This is a genomic window from Acidovorax sp., from assembly GCF_021287135.1.
In the GTDB taxonomy this organism is placed as follows: domain Bacteria; phylum Pseudomonadota; class Gammaproteobacteria; order Burkholderiales; family Burkholderiaceae_C; genus Acidovorax.
Genome location: NZ_JAJTBB010000021.1, coordinates 1 through 25,727 on the forward strand (window position 1 = coordinate 1; position 25,727 = coordinate 25,727).

Below are 25,727 nucleotides of genomic sequence, written 5' to 3' on the forward strand. Positions count from 1 at the left end.
GCCGACCTCGAATACGTCGCCCAGCAGCTCAACGGCCGACCACGCAAAACGCTCGACTGGGACAAACCAGCCGAGCGCCTGCGTGATCTACTACTGACCACCTAAACCAACAGGTGTTGCGAGGACCACGAGAATCCACCGATTCGCTGCGCGGCATACCTTTTCGTGCGCTCGGCCCCGCCCTAGCGGCTGCTCCTCGCGAGCAGCACCAGCCAGGCGACCAGCAGTCCGAAAGCCGCAATCCACCCCACGGGCGAGAAGCGCGAGTCGGAGTAGGTCCCGAACGCGACGAGCGCGGGGACCAGCAGCCCTAGCCAGGCCCAGGGCGGGGGCCGTCGACCGGTCCTGTTGTCCTGCATGCGCACCTCGTCCTTCCGTGCGTTCTGGTCTGGGGCGTTCTGGTCTGGTGCGGGTCGGTCAGTGGGCGGCGTCGTGCCAGGAGTCGCCGACGCCGACGCTGACGTCGAGTGGGACGTCCATGTCGATGGCCTTGCCCATCTGGGTGCGCACGAGCGTCTCGATGTCGTCGCGCTCGCCCGGCGCGATCTCGAGGACAAGCTCGTCGTGCACCTGGAGCAGGACGCGCGAGCGGGCCTGCTGCTCGCGCAGCGCGGCCTCGACGCGGAGCATCGCGACCTTCATGATGTCGGCGGCCGAGCCCTGGATGGGGGCGTTGAGGGCCATCCGCTCGGCCATCTGCCGGCGCTGGCGGTTGTCGCTGGTCAGGTCGGGCAGATAGCGGCGCCGGCCGAGCATCGTCTCGGTGTATCCGGTGACGCGGGCCTGCTTGACGACCTCCTGGAGGTAGTCGCGCACGCCGCCGAAGCGCTCGAAGTAGCCGTCCATCAGGCCCTGTGCCTCGCCGGTCGAGATCGTCAGCTGCTTGGACAGGCCAAAGGCGGACAGGCCGTAGGCCAGGCCATAGGACATCGCCTTGACCTTGGAGCGCATCTCGGAGGTGACGTCCTCGGGCTGCACCGAGAAGACGCGCGAGCCGACGAAGCGGTGGAGGTCCTCGCCGGTGCGGAAGGCCTCGATCAGCCCCTCATCGCCCGAGAGGTGGGCCATCACCCGCATCTCGATCTGGGAGTAGTCGGCCGACATCAGCGACTCGAAGCCCTCGCCGACGACGAAGGCCTCGCGGATGCGCCGGCCCTCCTCGGTGCGGATGGGGATGTTCTGGAGGTTGGGGTCGGTCGAGGAGAGCCGGCCGGTCGCGGCGATCGTCTGCTGGTAGGTCGTGTGGATGCGGCCGTCGTCGGCGACGGACTTCAGCAGCCCCTCGACCGTCACCCGCAGCCGCGAGGTGTCCCGGTGGCGCAGCAGCGCCTCAAGGAAGGGGTGCTCGGTCTTGGCGAACAGGTCGGTCAGGGCGTCGGCGTCGGTGGTGTAGCCGGTCTTGGTCTTTTTGGTCTTGGGCATGCCCAGCCGCTCGAAGAGCACGGTCTGGAGCTGCTTGGGCGAGCCGAGGTTGATCTCGTCGCCGTCGATCGCGGCATAGGCGTCCTGCTGCGCCTGGCGCATCTTGCCCGCGAAGTCGCTCTCGAGGCTGGTCATCGCCTCGGTGTCGGCGGTGATGCCGGTGCGCTCCATGCGGGCGAGCATGTGCATCAGCGGCAGCTCGACGTCGGCCAGCAGCTCGGTGGCGCCGATCGCGGCCAGCTGCTCCCCCAGCACATCGGCGAGGTCGAGCACGCCCCGGGCACGGACCATGTGGCCCTCGGCCTCAGCGGTGTCGTCGGCCGCGAAATCGAGCAGGCCCTGGCCGGTGTCCTCGGACTCGGCGCGCAGCTCGCGCTTGAGATGGCGCAGGACGAGGTCGGCCAGGTCATAGGAGCGCTGGTCGGGCCGCACGAGATAGGCCGCCAGCCCGGTGTCCATCGTCACGCCCTCGACATCCCAGCCCCGCGCGTGGAGGGCGTGGAGCGGCCCCTTGGCGTCGTGCAGCACCTTGGGCTGGGCAGGGTCGGTCAGCCAGGCCGCGAGGGCGGCATCGGCCGCGTCGTCGAGCGTGGTCAGGTCGAGGTATGCCGCGGGCCCGGCGGCGGTGGCGATGGCCAGGGCGCTGGCGTCGCCCGTGCCGCGCCCCCAGCTGCCGACGACGTGGAGGCCGGCCGCCTCGCCCGAGGCGCCGTGCTCGGCCAGCCAGCCGGGCACCTCGGTGGGGTCGAGCACCGAGCCGTCGAGCTCGAAGCCGCCCTGGGAGGCCTCGGCCTCGGGGGCCTCGACGGTGGCGAAGAGCCTGTCGCGCAGCACCCGGAACTCCAGGCCGTCGAAGACCTGGTGGACCTGCTCGCGGTCCCAGTTCTGCCGCTCGAGGTCGGCGACGGTGACGCCGGTGTCGAGGTCGCGCACGAGCTGGTTGAGCCGGCGGTTGCGCAGCACCTGCTCGAGGTGGTCGCGCAGGCTCTCGCCGGCCTTGCCCTTGATCTGGTCGACGCCGGCGACGATGCCCTGGAGGTCACCGAACTGGCCGATCCACTTGGCCGCGGTCTTGGGCCCGACACCGGGGACGCCCGGCAGGTTGTCGGAGGTCTCGCCGACCAGCGCCGCGAGGTCGCTGTAGCGCTCGGGGGGCACGCCGTATTTGTCGGCGACGGCGGCCGGGGTCATGCGCGCGAGATCGGAGACGCCCTTGCGCGGATAGAGCAGGGTGACCGAGTCGGTGACCAGCTGGATGGCGTCGCGGTCGCCCGAGCAGATCAGCACCTCCATCGCCTCGGCCTCGGCCTGGGTGGTCAGCGTGGCGATCACGTCGTCGGCCTCGAAGCCCTCGACCTCGACGGTGCGGATCCTGAGGGCGTCGAGCACCTCGTGCAGGAGGGAGACCTGCCCCTTGAACTCGCCCGGCGTCGCCGAGCGGCCGGCCTTGTAGTCGGCGTACTGCTCCGTGCGGAAGGTCTGGCGCGAGACGTCGAAGGCGACCGCGACGTGGGTGGGCTCCTCGTCGCGCAGGACGTTGATGAGCATCGAGGTGAAGCCGTAGACGGCATTGGTGTGCTGGCCCGTGCTCGTCGAGAAGTTCTCCACCGGCAGGGCGAAGAAAGCCCGGTAGGCCAGCGAATGTCCATCCAGCAGCAGCAGTCGGCTCACGCATGGCAGCCTAGAGCCCGAGACCGACAACCGAGAAAGGCACCTTGATGACCGACGCGATGGCGCTCATGCGTGAGCAGTCGAAGGGCACGCTCCTGGAGCGCATGGAGATCGAGCTGCTGGAGGTGGGGCCGGAGCGGATCACCGCGCGGATGCCGGTCGCCGGCAACACCCAGCCCTATGGGCTGCTCCACGGCGGCGCCTCCGTCGTGCTGGCCGAGACCCTCGGCTCGATCGGTGCGGCGCTGGCCGCCGGCGAGGGGCGGGTGGCCGTGGGCATCGAGATCAACGCCACGCACCACCGCGCCGCGCGCTCGGGCTGGGTGACCGGCGTGGCCACTCCCCTGACGGTCGGCAACACCCTGGCCACCTTTGACATCGTCGTCACCGACGAGCAGGACAAGCGGGTGTGCACCTGCCGGCTGACCTGCATGCTCCGCGACGCCGCCCCCGGCTCCTGACCCCCTCTTTGGCCCAGTTGGGCACGATCGCCCCGGGGCGAACGTGCCCAACTGGGCCAAAACGAGTGCACGCGAGGGGTATGCCGCGGGGCCGGGCCGGCGCGCGGCATACCTCCTCGGCTGGCCGGGCTCAGCTCGCGAGGTGACGCTGCGCGCGGGCGCGCATGCTGCGGCGCCGGGAGACCAGCTGCTCGAGCGCGGGCTGGTCGCGCTCGCCCGTGAGGCGCCTGCGCAGGGACGCCGGGGTCGTCGCCCGCTGCACGACCGCGGAACCGAAGCCGAGCCGGGCAAAGAAGCGGTTGCTCTCGCGCAGGTGGCTGGGCACGGAGCTGATGATCTGCTCGGCGCCGTGCTGGTCTGCCCAGGCGGTCGCGGCGACGAGCAGGGCCCTGGCCACTCCCTGCCGGCGCATGCTCGGGACGACGAAGATGGTGTCGAGCACGACGGTCTCGGTGTCGCTGAGCACCGCGAGCGGGCGAGCGGTCAGGATCACGAATCCCACTGCCGCGCCGTCCTTCTCGGCGATGACGCCCCTGACGTCGGGGCGGTCCAGCAGGCAGAGCAGGCGCTCCTCGGCGACCCGGCAGGCGGCCTCGGCGCTCGCGCCCTGCTCGACGCGGCAGGCGACCCAGAGCTCGGCGAGCTGGCCGATGGTGCGCTCGGTGACGGGTGCGGTGGTGACCGCAGGACGAGGGCCTGAACACCGGGACACCAGCAACCTCCACAATCGGTCGTGCGGTCTGCGGTGCCCTATCACCGGGACGCCTGAGGGGGCGTCCAAGCGCACTCTAGGTCACGGGCCTGCCCCTGCGGAAGGGGGGTGCCCACTGCCCCTACAGTGACCCCGTGGATCTGTCCTTCCCCGGCCTCGGGACCGTCATCAATGTCGCCGCCATCGTCGTCGGCAGCGTGGCCGGCATGCTGGTCGGCCATCGCCTCTCCGAGCGGGTGCGCTCCGTCGTCACCAGCGCACTCGGCCTGACCACCCTGCTCATGGCCGGACTGTCGGCGATCGAGGTCACCAGCCCCGCGCTCGCCTCGGCGACGGGACGCGGCACGCCCGTCCTGATCGTCCTGGGGTCGCTGATCATCGGTGGCGTGCTGGGCGCCCTGCTGCGCATCGAGGAGCGGCTGGCGACCCTCGCCGGGTGGGCCCAGACGAGGGTCGGCTCCCGGCTCGGTGACGGCGCCGGGTCCGGGCACGACGCGCGGGAGCGCTTCATCGAGGGGTGGCTGACCGCGACCCTGCTCTTCTGTGTCGGCCCGCTGGCGATCCTCGGCGCCCTGTCAGACGGCCTGGGCCAGGGCATCGACCAGCTGACGCTCAAGGCGATGCTGGACGGCTTCGCGTCACTGGCGTTCGCGGCGAGTTTTGGTGTGGGAGTGCTGTTCTCGGCCGTGTCGGTCGGTGTCGTCCAGGGCACGCTGACCCTGCTGGGGGTGCTGCTCGGATCGCTGCTGCCCGACGCCCACATCGCGGCGCTGACCGCCGTCGGCGGCCTGCTGCTGGTGGGCATCGCCTTCCGGCTGCTCGACGTCAGGCAGCTGCCGGTGGGCGACCTGCTGCCCGCGATCTTTGTCGCGCCGCTGCTCACGCAGCTGGTCGTGGCCCTGCGCTGACGCGGCAGGCGCCGGTGCTGCCCGGGGTTGCCCAGGCGGCGGCGCCGGGGGGGCGACTACTTCTTCTGCGGGATGCCTGCGATGACGGCGTCGGCGACCTCGCGCATGCCGAGACGCCGGTCCATGGCGGTCTTCTGGATCCAGCGGAAGGCGTCGGACTCGCTCAGGCCCAGCTGCTTCATCAGCACGCCCTTGGCCTTCTCGACGGCCTTGCGGGTCTCGAGCCGGTCGGACAGGTCGGCCACCTCCGACTCCAGCGCCTTGACCTCCTGCCAGCGGGAGCGGGCGATCTCGATCGCCGGCGCGACATCGCTGGCGGTGAAGGGCTTGACGATATAGGCCATGACGCCGGCGTCACGGGCCCGCTCGACGAGCTCCTTCTGGCTGAACGCGGTCAGCATGACGACCGGGCAGATCCGCTCCTGGCCGATGACCTCGGCCGCCGAGATGCCGTCGAGCTCGGGCATCTTGACGTCCATGATCACCAGGTCGGGGGTCAGCTCCCGGGCCAGGTCGACGGCCTGCTGGCCGTCGCTCGCCTGGCCGACGACCTCGTGGCCGGCGTCGGTCAGCATCTCGGCGAGGTCCATGCGGATGATGGCCTCGTCCTCGGCCACGAGGACGCGGATGCCGTCGGTGCTCTCGGTCACTGCTGCTCCTGACGTCTGCGCGGGGCGCCCGGGCGCCACGCTTGGGGTCGGGCCGGTCGGCCCCGAACTGGTGCCGAGGGCGGGACTTGAACCCGCACGCCCTTGCGGGCAGAGCATTTTGAGTGCCCCGTGTCTGCCATTCCACCACCCCGGCCGGGTGCGCCCACAGCATACGCCGCGGGCAATGACGGGGTATGCCGCGCGACCGCGGCCCCGAGCGGGGCCGGGCGCGCGGCATACGACATGGTCGTCAGAGGCCCGCGTGGTCCTCGTAGGCCGGCGCGACACCGTTGACGGCGTCGCCCATCCGGTGGACGCGGATGGCGTTGGTCGAGCCGGGGATGCCGGGAGGGCTGCCGGCGACGATGACGACGCGGTCACCCTCCTGGACGCGGCCGGTGCCGAGCAGGGTGCGGTCGACCTGGAGGGCCATCTGGTCGGTGTGGCGGGCCGGGGGCACCAGGAAGGTCTCGACGCCCCAGGTGAGGGCCAGCTGGGAGCGCACGGCCTGCTCGGGGGTGAAGGCCATCATCGGGATCAGCGGACGCACCCGCGACATCCGGCGCGAGGAGTCGCCGGTCTGGGTGAAGGCGATCAGCAGCTTGGCGCCGACCTGCTCGCCGACCTCCGCGGCCGCGCGGGTGACGGCGCCGCCCACGGTGTGGGGCGTGGTGCCGAGGGGCGCGATGCGGGTGATCCCGTGCTCCTCGGTGTTCTCGATGATGCGGGCCATCGTGGCGACGGTCGTGATCGGGTGCTTGCCGACACTGGTCTCGCCCGAGAGCATCAGCGCGTCGGCACCGTCGAGGACGGCGTTGGCGGCGTCGGAGGCCTCGGCGCGGGTCGGGCGCGAGTTCTCGATCATCGACTCCAGCACCTGGGTGGCGACGATGACCGGCTTGGCCTGGCGGCGGGCGAGCTCGATGGCGCGCTTCTGGACCAGCGGCACCTGCTCGAGGGGCAGCTCGACGCCGAGGTCGCCGCGGGCGACCATGATGCCGTCAAAGGCGCGGACGATCTCGGTGAGGTTCTCGACGGCCTGCGGCTTCTCGATCTTAGCGATGACGGGCAGGCGCACACCCTCCTCGTCCATGATCGCGTGGACGTCGTCGATGTCGGCCGCACTGCGCACGAAGGACAGCGCGATGACATCGGCCTGGAGGCGCAGCGCCCAGCGCAGGTCGTCCTTGTCCTTGTCGGACAGGGCCGGGACGCTGACAGCGACGCCGGGCAGGTTGATGCCCTTGTTGTTGGAGACGACGCCGCCCTCGGTGACGAGGGTCTTGACGTCGGTGTCGGTGACCTCGGTGGCCACGAGCGAGACCTTGCCGTCGTCGATGAGGAGGGTGTCACCGGGCTCGACATCGCGCGGCAGGCCCTTGTAGGTCGTGCCGACGATTGTGGCGTCGCCGTCGACCTCGCGCGTGGTGATCGTGAACTCGTCGCCGACGGAGAGGGTCACGGGGCCGCTGGCAAAGCGGGCGGTGCGGATCTTGGGGCCTTGGAGGTCGACGAGGACGCCGACGGCGTGGCCGGACTCGTCGCTGGCGGCGCGCACATTGCGATAGCGGGCCTCGTGCTCCTCATAGGAGCCGTGGGAGAGGTTGAAGCGGGCGACGTCCATGCCGGCGGCGACCAGCTCGCGGAGGCGCTCGATGGAGTCGGTGGAGGGACCTAGGGTGCAGACGATCTTGGCTCGACGCATGCCTCAAGGATAGCGTGCAAGCGTTTTTACTCCCATTCGTCCTCTGCGTCCCCGCCGCAGGTCAGGATCGGTGCCGACGGGCGACACCGCGGCTGCCACGCGAGGCGCCATGCCCCCGGCGAGAGTGGTCGCGAGATCACCACCCCGCCCAGTCGACTGGGGAGGACACGCCGTCCGGACCGCGGGGGACACGGCATGTCCTGCCCAGTGGACTCTCAGACAGCGGTATGCCGCGCGCTCGGGGTGAGCGCGCGGCATACCGGATCGCTGTGAACGCGGCTGATCAGACCCGGCCGGCGGGCCTTTAGACCATCAGGGGCCGGTCGGTCGGGTTGATCGGGCGGGGCAGGGTGGAGGGGCGCCCCATGAGGAAGGCGTCGACCCCGTTGGCCGCGGCGCGGCCCTCGGCGATCGCCCACACGATCAGCGACTGGCCTCGGCCTGCGTCGCCGGCGACGAAGACGCCCGGCACGGAGGTCTGGTAGTCGTTGCCCCGCACGATGTTGCCGCGCTCGTCGAGGTCAACGCCGAGCTGCTCGACCACGCCGGCACGCTCGGGGCCGACGAAGCCCATGGCGAGCAGCACCAGGTCGGCCGGGATCTCACGCTCGCTGCCGGCCACCGGCGCGAAGCCGGTGTCGCCGCGCTCGACCTCGGTCAGCCGCAGCGCGGCGACCTTGCCCTCGTCGTCGCCGACCAGCTCGGTGGTGGAGACGGCATAGACGCGCTCGCCGCCCTCCTCGTGGGCCGAGGCCACGCGGAAGAGCATGGGATAGGTCGGCCACGGCTGGCCGGCCGCCCGCTCCTCCCCCGGCCGCGGCATGATCTCGAGGCTGGTCACCGAGGCCGCGCCCTGGCGCAGCGCGGTGCCGATGCAGTCGGCGCCGGTATCACCGCCGCCGATCACCACGACGTGCTTGCCCTCGGCGGTGACCTGGCCCTCGACCTTCTCGCCCACGGCGACCCGGTTGGCCGGCGGCAGATAGTCCATCGCCTGCATCACGCCGGCCAGCTCGCGGCCGGGGACGGGGAGGTCGCGGGGAACGGTCGAGCCGACCGCGAGCACCACTGCGTCATAGCGCTTGCGCAGGTCGTCACCCGTGAGCTCCTCGCCGACCTTGACGCCGGTGCGGATCCGGGTGCCCTCGGCCGACATCTGGCGCAGGCGGCGGTCGAGGACGGACTTCTCCATCTTGAACTCGGGGATGCCATAGCGCAGCAGGCCGCCCGCCTTGTCCGCCCGCTCGTAGACGGCGACGGTGTGACCGGTCCGGGTCAGCTGCTGTGCGACGGCGAGGCCGGCGGGGCCGGAGCCGATGACGGCCACGGTCTTGCCGGTCAGCCACTCCGGCGGCTGGGGCTGGACGTTGCCGCGGTCGAAGGCCCGCTCGATCGTGGTGACCTCGACCTGCTTGATCGTCACGGCCGGCTGGTTGATGCCCAGCACGCACGCCGTCTCACAGGGCGCGGGACAGAGCCGGCCGGTGAACTCGGGGAAGTTGTTGGTGGCGTGCAGGCGCTCGATCGCGTCGTGCCAGTCCCCCTTCCACGCGAGGTCGTTCCACTCCGGGATGAGGTTGCCCAGAGGACAACCGCTGTGGCAGAACGGGATTCCGCAGTCCATGCAGCGGGAGGCCTGGCGCTGGAGCTGGCCGAGCTCCTGCTCCTGATAGACCTCTTTCCAGTCCTTGATGCGCACCGGCACCGGCCGGCGGGCCGGGAGCTCGCGCTCCCGGATCTTCAGAAAGCCCTGAGGGTCAGCCACGAGAGGCCTCCATGATCCGCTCCCACACTTCGTTGCCGTCGAGGTCCAGGCCCTCGGTCTGGGCCTGGGTGCGCACGTCGAGGACGCGCTGGTAGTCCCGCGGGAGGACCAGGGTGAAGCGCGAGACCGCGCTCTCCCAGTCGTCCAGCAGGCCCTGGGCGACCGGCGAGCCGGTCCACCGCACGTGCTGGGCGAGCAGCTGCTGCACCGTGATCACGTCGTCGGGGCGCAGCTCCCACAGGTCGACGAGCTCGCTGTTGACCCGGCCCTCCTCGAGGTCGAGCACATAGGCGACACCGCCGGACATGCCCGCCCCGAAGTTGCGGCCGGTCGGCCCGAGGATGAGCGCGACACCGCCGGTCATGTACTCGCACCCGTGGTCGCCCACGCCCTCGACGACCGCGGTGGCGCCCGAGTTGCGCACGCAGAAGCGCTCCCCCGCCTGGCCGCGCAGATAGATCTCGCCGGTCGTCGCGCCATAGCCGATCACGTTGCCGGCGATGACATTCTCCTCGGCGGACATCGGCGCACCCTTGGGCGGGCGCACGACGATGCGGCCGCCGGAGAGGCCCTTGCCGACGTAGTCGTTGGCGTCGCCGACGAGCTGGAGGGTGACGCCTGCGGGCACGAAGGCACCGAAGGACTGGCCGGCCGAGCCGGTCAGCGTGATGTCAATCGTGTTGTCCGGCAGGCCTTCTGGGTATCGCTTGGTCACCTCGTGGCCGAGCATCGTGCCCACCGTGCGGTTGACATTGCGCACGTCGATCTCGCCGGTGACCGGCTGTCCGTCGGACAGCGCGGGCTCCGCGATCTCGATGAGCCGGTGGTCCAGCGCGCGCTCGAGCCCGTGGTCCTGGGCCTTGGCGTGCTTGATGCCGGAGCCGTCGGGCGAGGTGACCTTGGCAAAGATCGGCGACAGGTCCATGCCCGAGGCCTTCCAGTGGGTGATCGCCCGGTCCACCCGCATCGCGTCGACCTGCCCGATGGCCTCGTCGAGGCTGCGGAAGCCGAGGGCAGCCAGGTGCTCGCGGACCTCCTCGGCGATGTACTCGAAGAAGGTCTCGACGAACTCGGGCCTGCCCGAGAAGCGGGCCCGCAGCTCCGGGTTCTGGGTGGCGATGCCGACCGGGCAGGTGTCGAGGTGGCAGACGCGCATCATCACGCAGCCGCTGACGACGAGGGGCGCGGTGGCGAAGCCGTACTCCTCGGCGCCGAGCAGCGCGGCGATGACGACATCGCGGCCGGTCTTGAGCTGTCCGTCGACCTGCACGACGATCCGGTCGCGCAGCCCGTTGAGCACCAGCGTCTGCTGGGTCTCGGCCAGGCCGATCTCCCAGGGGCCGCCCGCGTGCTTGAGCGAGGTGAGCGGCGAGGCGCCGGTGCCGCCGTCGTGGCCGGAGATGAGCACGACGTCGGAGTGCGCCTTGGACACGCCCGCCGCGACCGTCCCGACGCCGATCTCGGAGACGAGCTTGACGTGGATGCGGGCCTGCGGGTTGGCGTTCTTGAGGTCGTGGATCAGCTGCGCCAGGTCCTCGATCGAATAGATGTCGTGGTGCGGCGGCGGGCTGATCAGGCCGACACCCGGGGTCGAGTGCCGCGTCTTGGCCACCCACGGATAGACCTTGTGGCCGGGCAGCTGGCCGCCCTCGCCGGGCTTGGCGCCCTGGGCCATCTTGATCTGGATCTGATCGGCAGACGACAGGTACTCGGCCGTCACACCGAAGCGGCCCGAAGCCACCTGCTTGATGCGGCTGCGCAGCGAGTCGCCGTCCAGCAGGGGCAGATCGACCTCGACGTTCTCGGCGCCGATCACGCTCTTCAAGGTGTCGCCCTGCTTGATCGGGATGCCCTTGAGTTCGTTGCGGTAGCGGCGCTGGTCTTCGCCGCCCTCGCCCGTGTTGCTCTTGCCGCCGATGCGGTTCATGGCCACGGCCAGGGTGGCGTGCGCCTCGGTCGAGATGGAGCCCAGCGACATGGCGCCGGTGGCAAAGCGCTTGACGATTTCCTTGGCGGGCTCGACTTCATCGATCGAGATCGCCTTGGACGGGTCGATCTTGAACTCGAACAGGCCGCGCAGCGTCATGTGGCGCTTGCTCTGGTCGTTGATGATCTGGGCGTATTCCTTGTACGTGTTCCAGTTGTTGGCGCGCGTGCTGTGCTGCAGCTTGGCAATCGCGTCGGGCGTCCACATGTGGTCTTCGCCACGGGCGCGCCAGGCGTATTCGCCACCCGCATCCAGCATGGTTTCGAGCACCGGGTCGTCCCCAAACGCGGCCTTGTGCATGCGGATGGCTTCTTCGGCAATCTCGAACACGCCAATGCCTTCCACGCGGCTGGCGGTGCCGGTGAAATACTTGCCGACGGTCTCGGAGTTCAGGCCGATGGCCTCGAACAGCTGGGCGCCGCAGTAGCTCATGTACGTGCTCACGCCCATCTTGGACATGATCTTGGACAGGCCCTTGCCGATGGCCTTCACGTAGTTGTAGATGGCCTTGTCGGCCGACAGGTCGCCGCCCAGCTCCTTGTGCATCTCGGCCAGGGTTTCCATGGCCAGGTAGGGGTGCACGGCCTCTGCGCCGTAGCCCGCCAGCACCGCAAAGTGGTGCACTTCGCGGGCCGTGCCGGTTTCGACCACCAGGCCGGCCGTGGTGCGCAGGCCGGCCCCCACAAGGTGCTGGTGGATGGCGGACAGCGCCAGCAGCGCGGGGATGGCCACCTGCGTGGCGCTCACTGCACGGTCGCTGATGATCAGGATGTTGGCACCGCCCTTGATCGCATCCACGGCCTGGGCGCACAGCGACGCCAGCTTGGCTTCCACGCCCTCACGCCCCCAGCTCAGCGGGTAGGTGATGTCGATGGTCACGCTCTTGAACTTGCCTTGCGTGTGCTTCTCGATGTGGCGCAGCTTGGCCATGTCGGCGAAGTCGAGCACGGGCTGGCTCACTTCGAGCCGCATGGGCGGGTTGACCTGGTTGATGTCCAGCAGGTTGGGCTTGGGACCGATGAAGCTGTTGAGCGACATCACGATCGCTTCGCGGATCGGGGCGATCGGCGGGGTCGTCACCTGCGCGAACAGCTGTTTGAAGTAGTTGTACAGCGGCTTGTTCTTGCCCGAAAGCACGGCCAGCGGGCTGTCGTTGCCCATGGAGCCAATGCCTTCTTCACCGTTCTTGGCCATGGGCGCCATCAGGAACTTGATGTCTTCCTGCGTGTAGCCAAAGGCTTGCTGGCGGTCCAGCAGGGGCAGGCCCGCGGACTGGGGCGCTGCGGCCTCAGCACCAGCTTTGATGCTGTCGAGCTTGATGCGCAGGTTCTCGATCCACTGCTTGTAGGGCTTGGTGTTGACGATGTTGGCCTTGAGCTCATCGTCGTCGATCATGCGGCCCTGTTCCAGGTCGATCAGGAACATCTTGCCGGGCTGCAGGCGCCACTTGCGCACGATCTTGTTCTCGGGCACGGGCAGCACGCCCGATTCGGAGCCCATGATGACCAGGTCGTCGTCGGTGATGCAGTAGCGCGAGGGACGCAGGCCGTTGCGGTCCAGCGTGGCGCCGATCTGGCGGCCGTCGGTGAACACGATGGAGGCCGGGCCGTCCCAGGGCTCCAGCATGGCGGCGTGGTATTCATAGAAGGCGCGGCGGCGCTCGTCCATGGTGGTGTGCTGCTCCCAGGGCTCGGGGATCATCATCATCACGGCCTGGCTGATGGGGTAGCCGGCCATGGTCAGCAGTTCGAGGCAGTTGTCGAACGTGGCGGTGTCGGACTGGTCGGCAAAGCTGATGGGGTAGAGCTTTTGCAGGTCGGCCGCCAGCACGGGCGAGGCCATCACGCCTTCGCGTGCCTTCATCCAGTTGTAGTTGCCCTTGACGGTGTTGATCTCACCGTTGTGCGCCACATAGCGGTAGGGGTGGGCCAGCGGCCACTCGGGGAAGGTGTTGGTGGAAAAGCGCTGGTGCACCAGGCCGATGGCCGAGACGCAGCGCTCGTCCTGCAGATCCAGGTAGTAAGTGCCCACCTGGTCGGCCAGAAGCAGGCCCTTGTAGACCACGGTGCGGCTGGACATGGAGGGAACGTAGTATTCCTTGCTGTGCTTGAGCTTCAGAGCCTGGATGTTGGCGCTGGCGGTCTTGCGGATGACGTACAGCTTGCGCTCCAGCGCGTCCTGCACGATCACGTCGTTGCCGCGGCCGATGAACACCTGGCGCAGGATGGGCTCCTTCTTGCGCACGGTGGGCGACATGGGCATGTCGCGGTTCACCGGCACATCGCGCCAGCCCAGCAGCACCTGGCCTTCGGCCTTGATGGCGCGCTCCATTTCCTGCTCGCAGGCCAGCCGCGAGGCATGCTCCTTGGGCAGGAAGATCATGCCCACGCCATATTCGCCGGCGGCCGGCAAGGTCACGCCCTGCTTGGCCATCTCTTCACGGTACAGGGCGTCCGGAATCTGGATCAGGATGCCTGCGCCGTCGCCCATGAGCTTGTCGGCCCCCACGGCACCACGGTGGTCGATGTTCTCCAGGATCTTCAGCGCCTGCGTCACGATGTCGTGGCGCTTGATGCCCTTGATGTGGGCCACAAAGCCCAGGCCGCAGGCGTCGTGCTCGTTGCCCGATGAATACAAACCGTGTTGTTGCAGATGCTGGATCTCGGCAGCCGTGGTCATGGCGCACTCCTCATATTTTTCGCAGGGAGTGGGAGATTAGTGCATTGCAACATGCTTTGGCAAGTGAATTAATTAGGGTCAGATCACAATTAATTCCAACAAGGATTTTTAGAAATTTTTATTGGGGACATATTAAAAAGGCACGCCGGTCGCCCTCGAAAGAAAGAGGCGCACGGCCAGCCGCCTTATTCCGGCCGGGCCGCCGGGGGCCGCCCGGCCCGGCCGCGGGCCACACGGCGCGGGGTGCGCTGCTGCAGCGCTTCCACAAACTCCGGGGAGCCCAGAGCCCAGCCGCCGAGCGCTGAATCCGTAAGCGCCTGCTGCTCGGCAGAGCCGATGCCGACTTGCACCCGCTGGGCATAGGCTGCCTCGCGCGCAAAGGGGGTGTTGCCCAGGGCCCAGTACTGCGCATGGGGCGTCAGCAGCCGGTCATTGCGCAGCCCCACCCAGTGCGCATGGCTGGACCAGGGGTAGTCTGCCGGCTGGGCCGCCAGCCCGGCCCGCACGGGGTTCCAGTCCAGGTACACCATGGCGGGCACCAGGTAACGCTCCGGCTCCAGGATGGCACACCGGTAGCGGCCCTCCCACAGGGTGCCTGTGCGCCCATGGCGGCGGTTGAAGTACTGCACATAGCGCCGCCCGACGGCCTGCATCCATTGCGGCAGCCCGTCGGCGGTGGACGGCGTGGCCAGCAGATGGAAATGGTTGCCCATGAGCACATAGGCATGAACGGCGATGCCATGCCGCGGCGCGTTGTCCGCCAGCAGGGCCAGCATGGTTTCGTAGTCTTCGCGGTCGGCGAAGATGGGTTGCCGGTTGTTGCCGCGCTGCAGGACGTGGTGCAGATGGCCCGGCAGCGTCAGTCGGGGCAGTCGGGCCATGAATCAGCCCGCCGCGACCACCTCGGCAGCCGCCGCCCCGCCCGCAGGATGCAGGCCGAAACGCTGCGCCAGCGCCGTCTCCAGGCCAAACTCTGCCAAGATGGCCCGCAGGCGCTCCACGGCACTGCGCTTCTTCTGCCCCGTGTACCGCGCAATGATGAGTTCGTTCTTGAGGCTGTGCTCCCAGCCCACGAGTTCGGTCACCGTCACCCGGTAGCCGCTGGCTTCCAGGTGCAGGCACCGCAGCACGTTGGTGATCTGGCTGCCCAGTTCGCGGGTGTGCAGCGGGTGGCGCCACAGCTCAGCCAGGGGCGTGCGGGCCAACTGCAGCGCCTTGCCCTGGCGCAGACAGGCCGCGACTTCCGCCTGGCAGCACGGCACCAGCACCATGGCGCGGGCTTTCTTTTGCAGACCGAACGCGATGGCGTCATCGGTGGCGGTGTCGCACGCGTGCAGCGCCGTGACCACGTCGATCTGCGAAGGCAGCTCGTTCATGTCCGCCGACTCGGCCACCGACGCCGCGAGGAACGACATCCGCTCAAAGCCCAGGTGTTGCGCCAGTTGGCGCGACCGCTGCACCAGCTCCAGCCGCGTTTCCACCCCGTAGATATGGCCCCGCCCGAGGGCCCTGAAATACAGGTCGTACAAGATGAAGCCCAGGTAGGACTTGCCTGCACCGTGGTCCGCCAGCGTCGGGGCGTGGTCGTCCGAGGACAGCCCTGCCAGCAAGGGCTCGATGAAATTGAACAGGTGGTAGACCTGCTTGAGCTTGCGCCGGGAATCCTGGTTGAGGCGCCCCTCGCGCGTGAGGATGTGCAGCTCCTTGAGCAATTCCACCGACTGCCCGGGGCGCAGTTCCAGCAGCTGCGGCGCATCGGCCGGCGCCGCCTTGCCCTGAGGGTTACCACGGACCGCGGTGTGGGAGGACTTGTTGCGGCTCATCAAACTTTCCCCTGGGACGGTTCGGACGCAGGGCGCTCCGGCGGGGTGGGCCCCACATCCAAGGCGGCCCATCCAGACATGCCCAAGGACTCCAGGACCTCGATGTTGCGCTCGTAGATCATTTCTGCATCCGGAAAGATGGCCACCGCCCGGTCAATGCTGTCTTCTCGCAGCAAATGCAGCGTGGGGTAAGGCGCGCGATTGGTGCAGTTGGACACATCGTCCACCGCCGTGCCGGCAAACTGGAACTGCGGATGAAAGCTGGCAATCTGCAAGGTGCCGTCCAGCGCGAGGTCGTCCAGTTGTGCTTCAGCCACCTCCAGGAAATCGTTGAAGTCCAGAAAATCCTGCAGGCAGTTCGGCAGCACCAGCAGGGTGGTGTCCCGCACCTCCGCCGGGGCGGCCGCCAGTGCGCTCAGTTCGCTGCGCAGCAGCGCCAGGACTTCGGCGGGGTCGTCGGTCAGCGTCACGGCGTAGTGAACCTGCCCTTTGGCATGTACCCCTTTCGCGAAAGGACACAGGTTGAGCCCGATCACCGCCCGCTCCAGCCACCGAACGGTGTCGCGGACAAACGGCGCAGCGGCTTCGCCCGGGGCGGCCTGCGCTGCAGGGGGAGTGGTGGTCATGAAGAGGGGAGTTGCAGAGGGGAAAGCCGCAGATTTTACGGCGCCCTCCCCGCGCGGCCCGCCGCTCAGTCGAGAAGCCGGCGCCCGGTCAGCCGCTCGTGCTCCCGCGCGGCGAAGCGGTCCGTCATGCCCGCGATGAAATCCGCGACCGCCCGGGCCCTCAGAGGGCCGTCGTCTGCGCAGGCACGCTGCGCGAACGCGGGCTTCATTTCCTGCGGGGCCGCCGTGTAGGCCGCAAACAGGTCGCGCACCACCTCCCGCGCGCGGGCGGTGGTTTCGGTCACCCGCGGGTGGCGGTACAAATTTTTGAAGAGAAACTGCTTGAGCTCCAGCGAGCGCGCGCGCATGGCATCGCTGAACATCACCAGCGGCGGAGACTCGCGCACTGCCTGCACACTGTGCGGACGGTGCTGGTCCAGCGCCGCCTGCGTGGCGCTGATCACGTCGTACACCTGCTCGCTGAGCATGCGCCGTATGGCCTCGTACAACAGCCGCCGCTGGCGCTCCGGGCTCGCCAGATCCGGGTGGTCGGCAAGCGCTGCGGCGCGGTAGCGGTCGAACAGGGGCACCTCCTGCAATTGCTCCAGCGTGATCAGGCCGGACCGGACGCCATCGTCGATATCGTGGGCGTTGTAGGCGATCTCGTCGGCAAGATTGCACAGCTGCGCTTCCAGGCTCGGCTGCTCGCGGCGCAAAAAGCGCGCCCCGACGCCGCCGGGTTCCGCAGCCTCCAGCTGCTGCGCGTGAGTCCGCGAGCAGTGCTTGAGAATGCCTTCGCGTGTCTCGAACGTGAGGTTCAGGCCGTCATACTGGGGGTAGCGCTCCTCCAACGTGTCCACCACGCGCAGGCTCTGCAGGTTGTGCTCGAAGCCGCCGTGGTCCGCCATGCAGGCGTGCAGTGCATCCTGCCCCGCATGCCCGAAAGGGGTGTGACCCAGATCGTGTGCGAGCGAGACCGCCTCCACCAGGTCCTCATTGATCTGCAGCGACCGTGCAATCGAACGCCCCAGCTGCGCCACCTCCAGCGAGTGGGTCAGCCGGGTGCGGAACAGGTCCCCTTCATGGTTGAGAAAGACCTGCGTCTTGTAGACCAGCCGGCGAAACGCCGTGGAATGCACGATGCGGTCCCGGTCCCGCTGGTACTCGGTGCGCGTGGGCGCGGGCACTTCGGGATACCGCCGGCCCCGCGAGGCCCCGGGGCGGCAAGCATAAACTTCCAGATCGGAATCAGTGCTCAAATTTGCCTCTAGCGCTTATCCATCAAGCGCAAACAGCTATAATTTTAATAGCATTAAAACGCCAGAGCTGACTAGTCTCTGCCGCAACACGCGTCGATCACTGCGCGCACTTCGGCGTCCGGCGCGGACCGGACGACCGCCTGGCCCGGCCCGTCAATCAGCACAAATCGGATCTCCCCGGCTTCGGACTTTTTGTCCACGCGCATCAGTTGCAGGTAGCGGCCTGCATTGTCTGCACGGTCCAGCACCGGCCCCTGGGTGGGCAACCCGGCCCGGCGAATCAGTGCCGTGAGGCGGGCGACAAAGGCAGCATCCACCAACTTCAGCCGGCACGACAGCTCGGCGGCCATCACCATGCCGGCACCGACTCCCTCGCCATGCAGCCAGGCGCCGTAGCCCATGCCCGCTTCGATGGCATGGCCAAACGTGTGGCCGAAGTTCAGGATCGCGCGCAGGCCGGACTCCCGCTCATCCTGACCCACCACGGCGGCCTTGATTTCGCAACTGCGCCGCACGGCATGGGCCAGTGCGCCGGGCTGCTGGGCCACGAGCGCATCCATGTTCTGCTCGAGCCATTCGAAGAACTGCATGTCGGCAATCGGGCCGTATTTGATGACCTCGGCCAGCCCGGCACTGAACTCCCGCGCCGGCAACGTGCGCAGCACATCCAGGTCACACACCACCCGCTGCGGTTGGTAAAACGCGCCCACCATGTTCTTGCCCAGCGGGTGGTTGATCCCCGTCTTTCCACCCACCGAAGAGTCCACTTGCGAGAGCAGCGTGGTCGGCACCTGCACAAACGGCACCCCCCGCATGTAGCTGGCTGCGGCAAACCCCGTCATGTCGCCCACCACCCCACCGCCCAGCGCAAACAACACCGTCTTGCGGTCACAGCCGTGCTCCAGCAGCGCATCGAAGATGGTTTGCAGCGTCTGCCACGTCTTGTGCTCTTCGCCATCGGGCAGCAGAACTTCATGCACCTGCGCGTAATGCGGCGCCAACGCGGCCCGCAAGCCCTGCGCATACAGCGGAGCCACCGTGGTGTTGCTCACGATGAGCGCAGCACTCGCCTTGGGCAGTCCGCCGTAAGAGAGGGGGTCGGCCAGCAAACCACTGCCAATGGCTATGGTGTAACTGCGCTCGCCGAGGGAGATGGAAACTTCTTGGGCTGCTGATGGCATGGTGCGTGGGATAGATCTCTTTGGCATCGGGCGGGCTGTCCGCCGCGGTTGCAGATTGTGCCTGGAACGCGCGGTGTGCCGGCCACAGGGTTAGACGCATCGGACTCTGCGCCAATAAAAAATCCCCGGCATGCCGGGGATTTCTTGTCGAATTTTATGAAGGCTGCCTAAACAGGCAGCATCAACACATCACATGCCAGGGCACGTGAAATCGGCGGGATCACCGCCCGCGGGAGGCGAAGGATTGGTCACCACCTTGATGCTAAACGTGCGAGTCACAGAAGTTGCCCCCTTGGTAGCAGTCACAAGGAACGTCTGGGTGCCGCAGTTTGCCACTTTGGGAACTCCGTTAAGAACCCCAGCGGAACTGGTTGTACCACTCGTCAGCCATGCCGGCAAACTGGTGAATTTCCAGGTCACATCACTGACCGAGGACACAAACGAATACGTGAAGTTCACGCCGACTGGAGCGTTACCTAGCGAACATACCTTGTTGGAATTGCAGTCGCCGATCGCAAAGTCTTCTGGAAGTCCGCCCACCAGCTTCAACCGCACAGTCGCGGTTGCGGCCAGCTTGTTGCGGTCAACCACCGTCACCGTTGCACGGTACTCTCGCTCTTGAGCATCCTTGCTGGGCTTGCCACTGATCATCCCGGTACTGGAGTCAATCGAAAGGCCGGCCGGCAAACCAGTCGCAGACCACGTATACGGCGGCAAGCCACCCGTGACGCTCAGCAACGCGGTAAAGGGAACTTCCTTCGTTACGTCTCCCAAGTCCACGTCCGCGAGACCAATCGGGTTAGTCAATGCTTCCAACACCGAAACTGCTCGGATGGTAGTAATTGGGTCGGTAATCCCATTGGCCACGTTGTTGTCAAACCGGTCCGAGGTCAGTTCCAAAAAGATCCGCCCGGTTTCCGTACCGCTCAACAGCGTGAAAGTTGCAACCCCACCGATAGAAGGCAGCTGCAGAACGCTGCCGCTTTGCGAACCAGCCACCAAGCGTGCGCTATCCCCAGCATCGGTTCCCGACAGAATGCGAACTTGCACATTCGCTCCTGCAGAACTTGCGGTGGGCTGATTGGCGTCGTCCATGACAAACGCCTGAATGCCCATCTGGTTGCGAAGGTTCGGGTCGGTACTGTTCTTCGTTCCCAAGTAACCCGGAGTTGCCGCCTCGATCACTACGCTCGCGGGTTTGCCAGTCGTGCCCCCTACAGAAATAGTCACGCTAGCCGATTTTTGCTGGCTATCGCGCGGATCCATCACAGAGCAAGTGATGCGTGCAGTTCCGGCTTGGTCCCCCGCATGGAAGTGGAAGGAGTTTCCACCCGCATTGGAACCCAAAGTGATATTCCGGTATGCATTGGGAACCTTGATCTTCCCACCATTTCCATCATCCACTTCGGTCTCATGCTCTGCTTTTCCATCCAGGTAATAAAGAGCCCCGGAATCCAAACCACCAGCGACATTGCAACCAAAAATATCATCCCCCCCTGGAATGGGAAGGTTCCCCTTGCGGGCTTCCACGTACAAGGTGGTTGTATATGGGCGGTATGCCCCCAGGCCAGGAGCAACCCCAGCAATGTTCAAAGGAAGCTGAACCTTTTCCGACCTGAGCGTGATGGTGTAGTTCTCTTGAGTATCACCGGCACTGCCGCCACCTCCACCACAGGCGGACAAAACACCCGCCAGCACCAAGGGTAAAAATTTGGTAATTTTCAACATTTGTCATCCCAATCAAAAATTAATTATCGCGACGCCGTGCGGTCAACAATTATTTTCGGCGTAATAAATATCAGCATTTCTTGCTTGTTTGCCTGTTTTGTCTTGGTTTTAAACAAGTTTCCAACACCAGGAATATCCCCCAGGAAGGGTACCTTGGCTTCTGCATCGTTCTCGAAGAGCTCAAAAATGCCACCAATCACCACCGTCCCACCGTTTTCGACCAAAACCTGCGTCTTAATATGCTTTGTATTGATAGCACGTACGTTCTGAAGAATTTCCCCCGGGCTATCTTTATTGACATCCAGATCAAGAATAATATTACCTTCTGGCGTAATCTGAGGCAAAACCTCCAGCCTTAAAACAGCCTTCTTGAAGGCTATAACGGTCCCCCCGTTAGGGGCCGTCACAGGGTAGGGGAACTCAGTACCTTGTTCAATGGACGCTTTGGTCTGATCCGCCGTCACAACCCGCGGGCTCGACACAATCTTGCCTTTCCCGTCAGCCTCCATTGCCGAAATCTCGAGGTTCAAAAATCTGTTAGCAGCCGAATTGAAAATCGAGATCGCAAAACTGGCAGGATCAAAACCACCCTGCGCTTGAGCCGGCAGATTGACGAAAGTGCCATTTGTATTGGTCACTCCACCCGCCCCTGAAGAAGCAACAGCATTTCCGTAGCTTGTTCCAACGACGACACTATTACTGCCGCCGAGGCTGTAACCGCCCGTGCCTCCGCGATTTGCACGCAAATCGGTGCCCCCCAGCCTGATACCCAACGACCTACCGAACGTGTCGGAAGCTTCAACAATCCGGGCCTCAATCATGACCTGCCTGACCGCCACATCCAAGGTCGCGAGCAATTTGCGCACCTCTTCGAGCTTGCTCGGTGTATCGGTCACAAAAAGCTGATTAGTCCGAGGCTCTGCAATCGCACTTCCCCGCTCAGAGAGAAACTTGTTTCCTCCGCTCCCTCCCCCTCCGCCGCCAGCGGACGAGGTGAGCTGCACCACCATATCCACCGCCTTGGCATAGTTCATCTGGAACGCTTGAGTCCTCAACGGCTCCAACTTTTGAATAGCAAGCGCAGCTTCATAGTCTTTTTTGGTACGGTCGTCTATTTCGTCCTTAGGAGCGATCCACAGAACAGTACCGGTTTTTCTCATGCCCAGGCCCTTGGCCTCCATGATGATCTGGAGTGCCTGATCCCAAGGAACATCCTTGAGCCGCAAGGTCAGCGAACCGGTTACAGTATCCGACGTAACAATATTGAAATTCGTAAAATCGGCGATCACTTGTAGAAGTGAGCGGACTTCAATATTCTGAAAATTGAGCGACAGCTTCTCTCCACTGTACCCGGGGCCCTGGGTAAGCTTATTCAGATCCACCTTCTTCTGGCGGACTTCCACGACAAACTGGTTATCGCTCTGGTAGGCACTGTGCTCCCACTCTCCAACGGGATCAATCGTCATGCGAACCCGATCGCCTTGCTGGACCGTCGTGACAGCCTGAACCGGCGTTCCAAAGTCCCCCACGTCCAAGCGCCGACGAAGTCCTTCGGGCAATGCGGACTTCAAAAAATCAACGATCAATCCCTTGCCCTGCTGGCGGATGTCCACACCCACCTGACTTGACGGCAGCATCACCACAACCCGCCCGGACCCATCAGCCCCCCGCCGAAAATCCACGTCCTTCAACGTCTGGGTATCTGCACTACCAGAATCTGCAAAAACCTGGGACTGTGCCGGGGCCGACGCAGCCCCGGCTGTCGCTACGGTTCCCAGCGAAATCAACAAGGAATTTCCCTGAATATCGGCTTGGTAGGACGTGGATTGCTTGAGGTTGAGAACTACTCGAGAACGATCACCGGCCTGAACCACATTGACAGAACGAATGTTGCCCTGGTTCATCTCAAAGCTGTTTTTGCCGCTGCCGTTGGTGGCATTGGGAAAATCCAGGGCTATCCGCGGAGGAGATTGAATCGCAAAACCAGTCGGAACCCCTTGCAAAGGCTCTTTGAACTCAATGCGCAGCACATCCACACCGTTTTGCACACTGCTGGAAACGGATTGGATTACGGCCTCGGCCATCGCATGCAGCGGTGCAAGGACGGCTAGAGAAATCCCCACTGCAATTCGACAAATTTTGGTCATATGCTTCTTCGAATATTTCATTTTTTGCCCTCTTGCAGGTCTAGGGATGCAGTGCGTTCAACCCAGTCGCCGGTCGCATCTTGCACAATTTCCCGCAATTGAATCGAATTTTCGGTGATTTTAGTTATTTTCCCGTAATTTTGACCAATATAATTACCAATACGAACCTGATAAAGCAGCTTGTCCACCTTCAAGAGAGCGGTGGGCGTGCCTTTTTTGTCCAGGCTGCCGACCATGGACATGGTGTCCAGCGGATAGGCTTCCAAAGGTTCTTTGCGACGCGACATCTCTGGCGCGATCAGCGCGGCATTCGATGCAGATTGCATCGATTCGCGTCGCAATACCTGCGTCAGCTTGACAGGATTAAACGGCTCCACTCCGCCTTCCATCTCGTAGCTCTGCGGCTTGAACTGTTTAGGTTCCGTGAGCGGAGTTATGCGTGGCTTCGTCGTTTGCCGTAAATCCGCCATCCATTGACGCAATTCGTCGTCACCTGAAGATCCGCATCCCACCAGCGCCAAAGGCACGAGTGCTAATGAAATTAGCTTATGAGAAATCATTTTTTGGCGCCTTTCACCGCTTGCTTTTGCGCCTGGATCTCGTCAGGGTCAAGATAGCGGAATGTCCGCGCCGTCGCCTCCATCGTCAACGTGGATCCATCCTTTTCCTTGTTGGGTGGCGCTATCGATATATTGTTCAGAGTCACAATGCGAGAGAGATTCGCAATATCTGCCGCAAAATAGCCCATATCGTGATATTTACCGGTCACCTTGATCTGAATGGGGAGTTCCGCGTAGTACTCTCGCACAACCACCTGCCCCGGACGGAACAGGTCAAATTGGAGGCTGCGCCCGAGGCCCGCTTGATTGATATCGGACAGCAAGGCGGCCATCTCCGCTTTGCTCGGAAGTTGCTTCTCCAACTGGATCACGTACTGCTGCACTTGTTCGCGCTGCCTTTTCAAGGCCTCGAGACTGACGGCTTTGGTGAGTTTGGTCTGGTAATCTTTCCGCAGCGTTTCCTCTTTCGCCACTTCCGCAGCAAGCTCGTCCTCATATTCACTGATCTTGGCAAACCATGCCACGGCCGCTACCGCCACTGCGATAAAAACACACAGCAGTATCTTGGGGAGAACAGGCCACAGGGACGGGTCCTTGGGGTCCAGATTTCTAAATTGCCTGGAAAAGTTGTCCTGCAAGGCAGCGAAATCAATTTGCTTTGTTGATTTTTTTGCCATGTTATTTCCCGGTCGACGCGCTCGCCGCATCCTTGTTTTTCTGGGCTTCCCCGGTGCGCATCAATCTGAACCGCAAATTGAAATTGAACACCCTGCGCTGGTCCTTGGCCGCCAAGGCAATATTGCCAGCAACGATTTCGACCAGCTCGGGCTTTGATAGCCAAGGAGTGTTGTCCGACAGGTTGCGGAGCATTTCAGACACTCGCTCGTTGGATTGCGCAGAACCTTGCATCGCAATCACCTGATCGGTTTGCTTGATGCTGGTGACGTAGACGCCTTCAGGAATCTGCCGTACCAATTCGTTGAGCAAATGCACCGGCAGGTTGCGATCCGCTTGAAGATCTTCCACAGCCTTCTGGCGCGCCCGCAAAGCGGTGATCTCATCCTCAATGTTTGCAATTTCCTTGATCTGCTCTTCCAGAACCTTGATCTCGGACTGAAGGAACCGGTTGCGGTCTTGCTGGGCGGTAATCATGACCTGGAACCACCAGTAGATCAGACCCGCAATGGCGAGGCCCACCAGGAACGAGGCAAACATGGTTGCCTGAAAAGCTTCCTTCCGGCGCTTGCGGGCAACCTCCCGGTGGGGAAGTAAGTTAATCAAAATCACTGCAGGAACCTCCGCATGGCCAGACCGCATGAGGTCAGGTAGGACGGCGCCTCACGCACCATTTTTTTCAGACGAACGGAACTTCCGATTTCCATGCCATCAAACGGATTGACTGCGCTGCAAGCAAAGCCGGTTTGCTGGGTAACTGCCTCCGTCAGGCCTGGAAGAGGCGCGGAGCCGCCGGCAAGCATGATGTGATCGACCCGGTTGTGCGGGGTGCTGGTGAAGAAGAACTGCAATGCTCTGCCGATTTCCTGCGCCATGCTGTCCACAAAGGGGCGAAGGACTGCCGATTGGTAGTCTTCTGGAAGGTCACCGCTGCGCTTCTTGCTTTCGGCTTCTTCCACCGAAAACCCGTACTGCCGAACAATCAGCTGCGTGAGCTGAGCTCCGCCAAACGCCTGGTCCCGGTCGTACAACACCTCGTCGTTTTTGATGACCTGCATGCTCGTCGTCAGGGCACCCACCTCGAAAAGCGCGACCATCGCATCGACGCCTTTTTTGGGCAGCGCTTCGATCAGACGCCCCGCAGCCAGCCGGGAGGCGTGGGATTCAATGTCCACGATGACGGGTTTCAGGCCAGCGGCCTCTGCAAGACCTTGCCGGTCTTGCACCTTTTCTCGGCGCGAGGCTGCGATGAGGACGTCCACGTCCCCGGGCGAATTCTTGCTGGGGCCGATGACGCAGAAGTCCAGGCTCACCTCGTCGAGCGAAAACGGGATGTACTGATTGGCTTCCGACTCGACCTGCACTTCCAGTTCTTGTTCGGACATTCCCCCGGGAAGGGTGATTCGCTTGGTGATCACCGCCGATGGCGGCAAGGCGAGCGCGACGTTTTTCGTTCGCGCGCCGGTCTTCTTGACGAGCCGGCGCAGGGCATCCGCGACCTCGTCGAACTTTTCAATGTTGCCGTCCGTGATCCAACCCCGCTCCAGCGGCTCGATTCCGCAACGCTCCAGCACCAGCCCTCCCGCCTTATCGCGGCCTAGCTCTACCAACTTGACGCTGGACGAGCTGATATCAATTCCGAGCAACGGCGGAGACTGCCGGCCGAACAAAGACCCCATTGAGCTCAAGATTGGTCCCCTGTAACTTGCCAAAATGAGGCAACAAAACTTAACACTTCACATGAATGCTATCAGTAAGATAGTTCTCCAGCAAAGATTTTTCCCCAAGT

General features: G+C 64.7%; 19 protein-coding genes and 1 tRNA gene. 2 read left to right on the forward strand and 18 right to left on the reverse strand.

The annotated features are described in order from the left end of the window. Positions 1 to 417: 417 nt before the first annotated feature. Entirely contained in the window at positions 418 to 3,093 is a 2,676-nt protein-coding gene (gene polA / locus LWW96_RS04785) for a DNA polymerase I (RefSeq protein WP_291484538.1), read from the reverse strand. A 68-nt stretch (positions 3,094 to 3,161) separates the two neighbouring features. Between polA and LWW96_RS04790 the strand changes: the two genes are divergently transcribed. Next, positions 3,162 to 3,554: a hotdog fold thioesterase gene (locus LWW96_RS04790; protein ID WP_291484540.1), complete on the forward strand. Its 393-nt coding sequence runs from the start codon at positions 3,162 to 3,164 to the stop codon at positions 3,552 to 3,554. 130 nt (positions 3,555 to 3,684) lie between these two features. Here the strand turns inward: LWW96_RS04790 and LWW96_RS04795 are convergent, their stop codons facing one another. Beyond that, positions 3,685 to 4,266 carry a GNAT family N-acetyltransferase gene (locus LWW96_RS04795; RefSeq protein WP_291484542.1) on the reverse strand — a complete coding sequence of 194 codons (582 nt, stop codon included), beginning with the start codon at positions 4,264 to 4,266 and terminating at the stop codon, positions 3,685 to 3,687. A gap of 134 nt (positions 4,267 to 4,400) precedes the next feature. Between LWW96_RS04795 and LWW96_RS04800 the strand changes: the two genes are divergently transcribed. Continuing rightward, on the forward strand, positions 4,401 to 5,174 hold the full coding sequence (locus LWW96_RS04800) for a DUF554 domain-containing protein (RefSeq protein ID WP_291484544.1): 774 nt from the start codon (positions 4,401 to 4,403) through the stop codon (positions 5,172 to 5,174). A gap of 56 nt (positions 5,175 to 5,230) precedes the next feature. Here LWW96_RS04800 and LWW96_RS04805 read toward each other — a convergent pair whose 3' ends face one another. From LWW96_RS04805 to LWW96_RS04880, 16 genes are all read right to left on the reverse strand, one after another. Then, positions 5,231 to 5,824, reverse strand: coding sequence for a response regulator (locus LWW96_RS04805; RefSeq protein ID WP_291484546.1), 594 nt, complete (start codon positions 5,822 to 5,824; stop codon positions 5,231 to 5,233). Between the two features lie 68 nt (positions 5,825 to 5,892). Further along, a tRNA-Leu gene (locus LWW96_RS04810) sits at positions 5,893 to 5,978 on the reverse strand. Positions 5,979 to 6,074: 96 nt separating this feature from the next. After that, the gene (gene pyk, locus LWW96_RS04815) at positions 6,075 to 7,529 is read right to left on the reverse strand and encodes a pyruvate kinase (protein WP_291484548.1); all 1,455 of its coding nucleotides are present in this window, start codon (positions 7,527 to 7,529) and stop codon (positions 6,075 to 6,077) included. A 304-nt stretch (positions 7,530 to 7,833) separates the two neighbouring features. Further along, positions 7,834 to 9,294: a glutamate synthase subunit beta gene (locus tag LWW96_RS04820; RefSeq protein WP_291484551.1), complete on the reverse strand. Its 1,461-nt coding sequence runs from the start codon at positions 9,292 to 9,294 to the stop codon at positions 7,834 to 7,836. Further along, the gene (locus LWW96_RS04825; RefSeq protein ID WP_291484553.1) at positions 9,287 to 13,960 is read right to left on the reverse strand and encodes a glutamate synthase-related protein; all 4,674 of its coding nucleotides are present in this window, start codon (positions 13,958 to 13,960) and stop codon (positions 9,287 to 9,289) included. Before LWW96_RS04825 ends, LWW96_RS04820 begins: the two co-directional genes overlap by 8 nt. Before the next feature lie 185 nt (positions 13,961 to 14,145). Then, the gene (locus tag LWW96_RS04830; protein WP_291484555.1) at positions 14,146 to 14,841 is read right to left on the reverse strand and encodes a transposase; all 696 of its coding nucleotides are present in this window, start codon (positions 14,839 to 14,841) and stop codon (positions 14,146 to 14,148) included. A gap of 3 nt (positions 14,842 to 14,844) precedes the next feature. Beyond that, positions 14,845 to 15,783, reverse strand: a complete 939-nt coding sequence (locus LWW96_RS04835) for an SAM-dependent methyltransferase (RefSeq protein ID WP_291484557.1) — start codon at positions 15,781 to 15,783, stop codon at positions 14,845 to 14,847. Then, on the reverse strand, positions 15,783 to 16,409 hold the full coding sequence (locus LWW96_RS04840; protein WP_291484559.1) for a DUF1415 domain-containing protein: 627 nt from the start codon (positions 16,407 to 16,409) through the stop codon (positions 15,783 to 15,785). The genes LWW96_RS04835 and LWW96_RS04840 overlap by 1 nt, the downstream gene beginning before the upstream one ends. A 65-nt stretch (positions 16,410 to 16,474) precedes the next feature. Then, positions 16,475 to 17,647 carry a deoxyguanosinetriphosphate triphosphohydrolase gene (locus tag LWW96_RS04845; RefSeq protein WP_291484561.1) on the reverse strand — a complete coding sequence of 391 codons (1,173 nt, stop codon included), beginning with the start codon at positions 17,645 to 17,647 and terminating at the stop codon, positions 16,475 to 16,477. Between the two features lie 71 nt (positions 17,648 to 17,718). After that, positions 17,719 to 18,855: a 3-dehydroquinate synthase gene (aroB, locus tag LWW96_RS04850; RefSeq protein WP_291484563.1), complete on the reverse strand. Its 1,137-nt coding sequence runs from the start codon at positions 18,853 to 18,855 to the stop codon at positions 17,719 to 17,721. Positions 18,856 to 19,017: 162 nt separating this feature from the next. After that, positions 19,018 to 20,556, reverse strand: a complete 1,539-nt coding sequence (locus LWW96_RS04855) for a putative Ig domain-containing protein (RefSeq protein WP_291484565.1) — start codon at positions 20,554 to 20,556, stop codon at positions 19,018 to 19,020. Between the two features lie 23 nt (positions 20,557 to 20,579). After that, the gene (locus LWW96_RS04860; protein WP_291484972.1) at positions 20,580 to 22,703 is read right to left on the reverse strand and encodes a type IV pilus secretin PilQ; all 2,124 of its coding nucleotides are present in this window, start codon (positions 22,701 to 22,703) and stop codon (positions 20,580 to 20,582) included. Between the two features lie 17 nt (positions 22,704 to 22,720). Further along, positions 22,721 to 23,263: a pilus assembly protein PilP gene (locus LWW96_RS04865; RefSeq protein ID WP_291484567.1), complete on the reverse strand. Its 543-nt coding sequence runs from the start codon at positions 23,261 to 23,263 to the stop codon at positions 22,721 to 22,723. Further along, positions 23,260 to 23,940, reverse strand: coding sequence for a type 4a pilus biogenesis protein PilO (locus LWW96_RS04870; RefSeq protein ID WP_291484569.1), 681 nt, complete (start codon positions 23,938 to 23,940; stop codon positions 23,260 to 23,262). The genes LWW96_RS04865 and LWW96_RS04870 overlap by 4 nt, the downstream gene beginning before the upstream one ends. A gap of 1 nt (position 23,941) precedes the next feature. Further along, positions 23,942 to 24,550: a PilN domain-containing protein gene (locus LWW96_RS04875; RefSeq protein ID WP_291484571.1), complete on the reverse strand. Its 609-nt coding sequence runs from the start codon at positions 24,548 to 24,550 to the stop codon at positions 23,942 to 23,944. Next, the gene (locus LWW96_RS04880) at positions 24,547 to 25,626 is read right to left on the reverse strand and encodes a pilus assembly protein PilM (protein WP_291484573.1); all 1,080 of its coding nucleotides are present in this window, start codon (positions 25,624 to 25,626) and stop codon (positions 24,547 to 24,549) included. Before LWW96_RS04880 ends, LWW96_RS04875 begins: the two co-directional genes overlap by 4 nt. Positions 25,627 to 25,727: the final 101 nt, after the last annotated feature.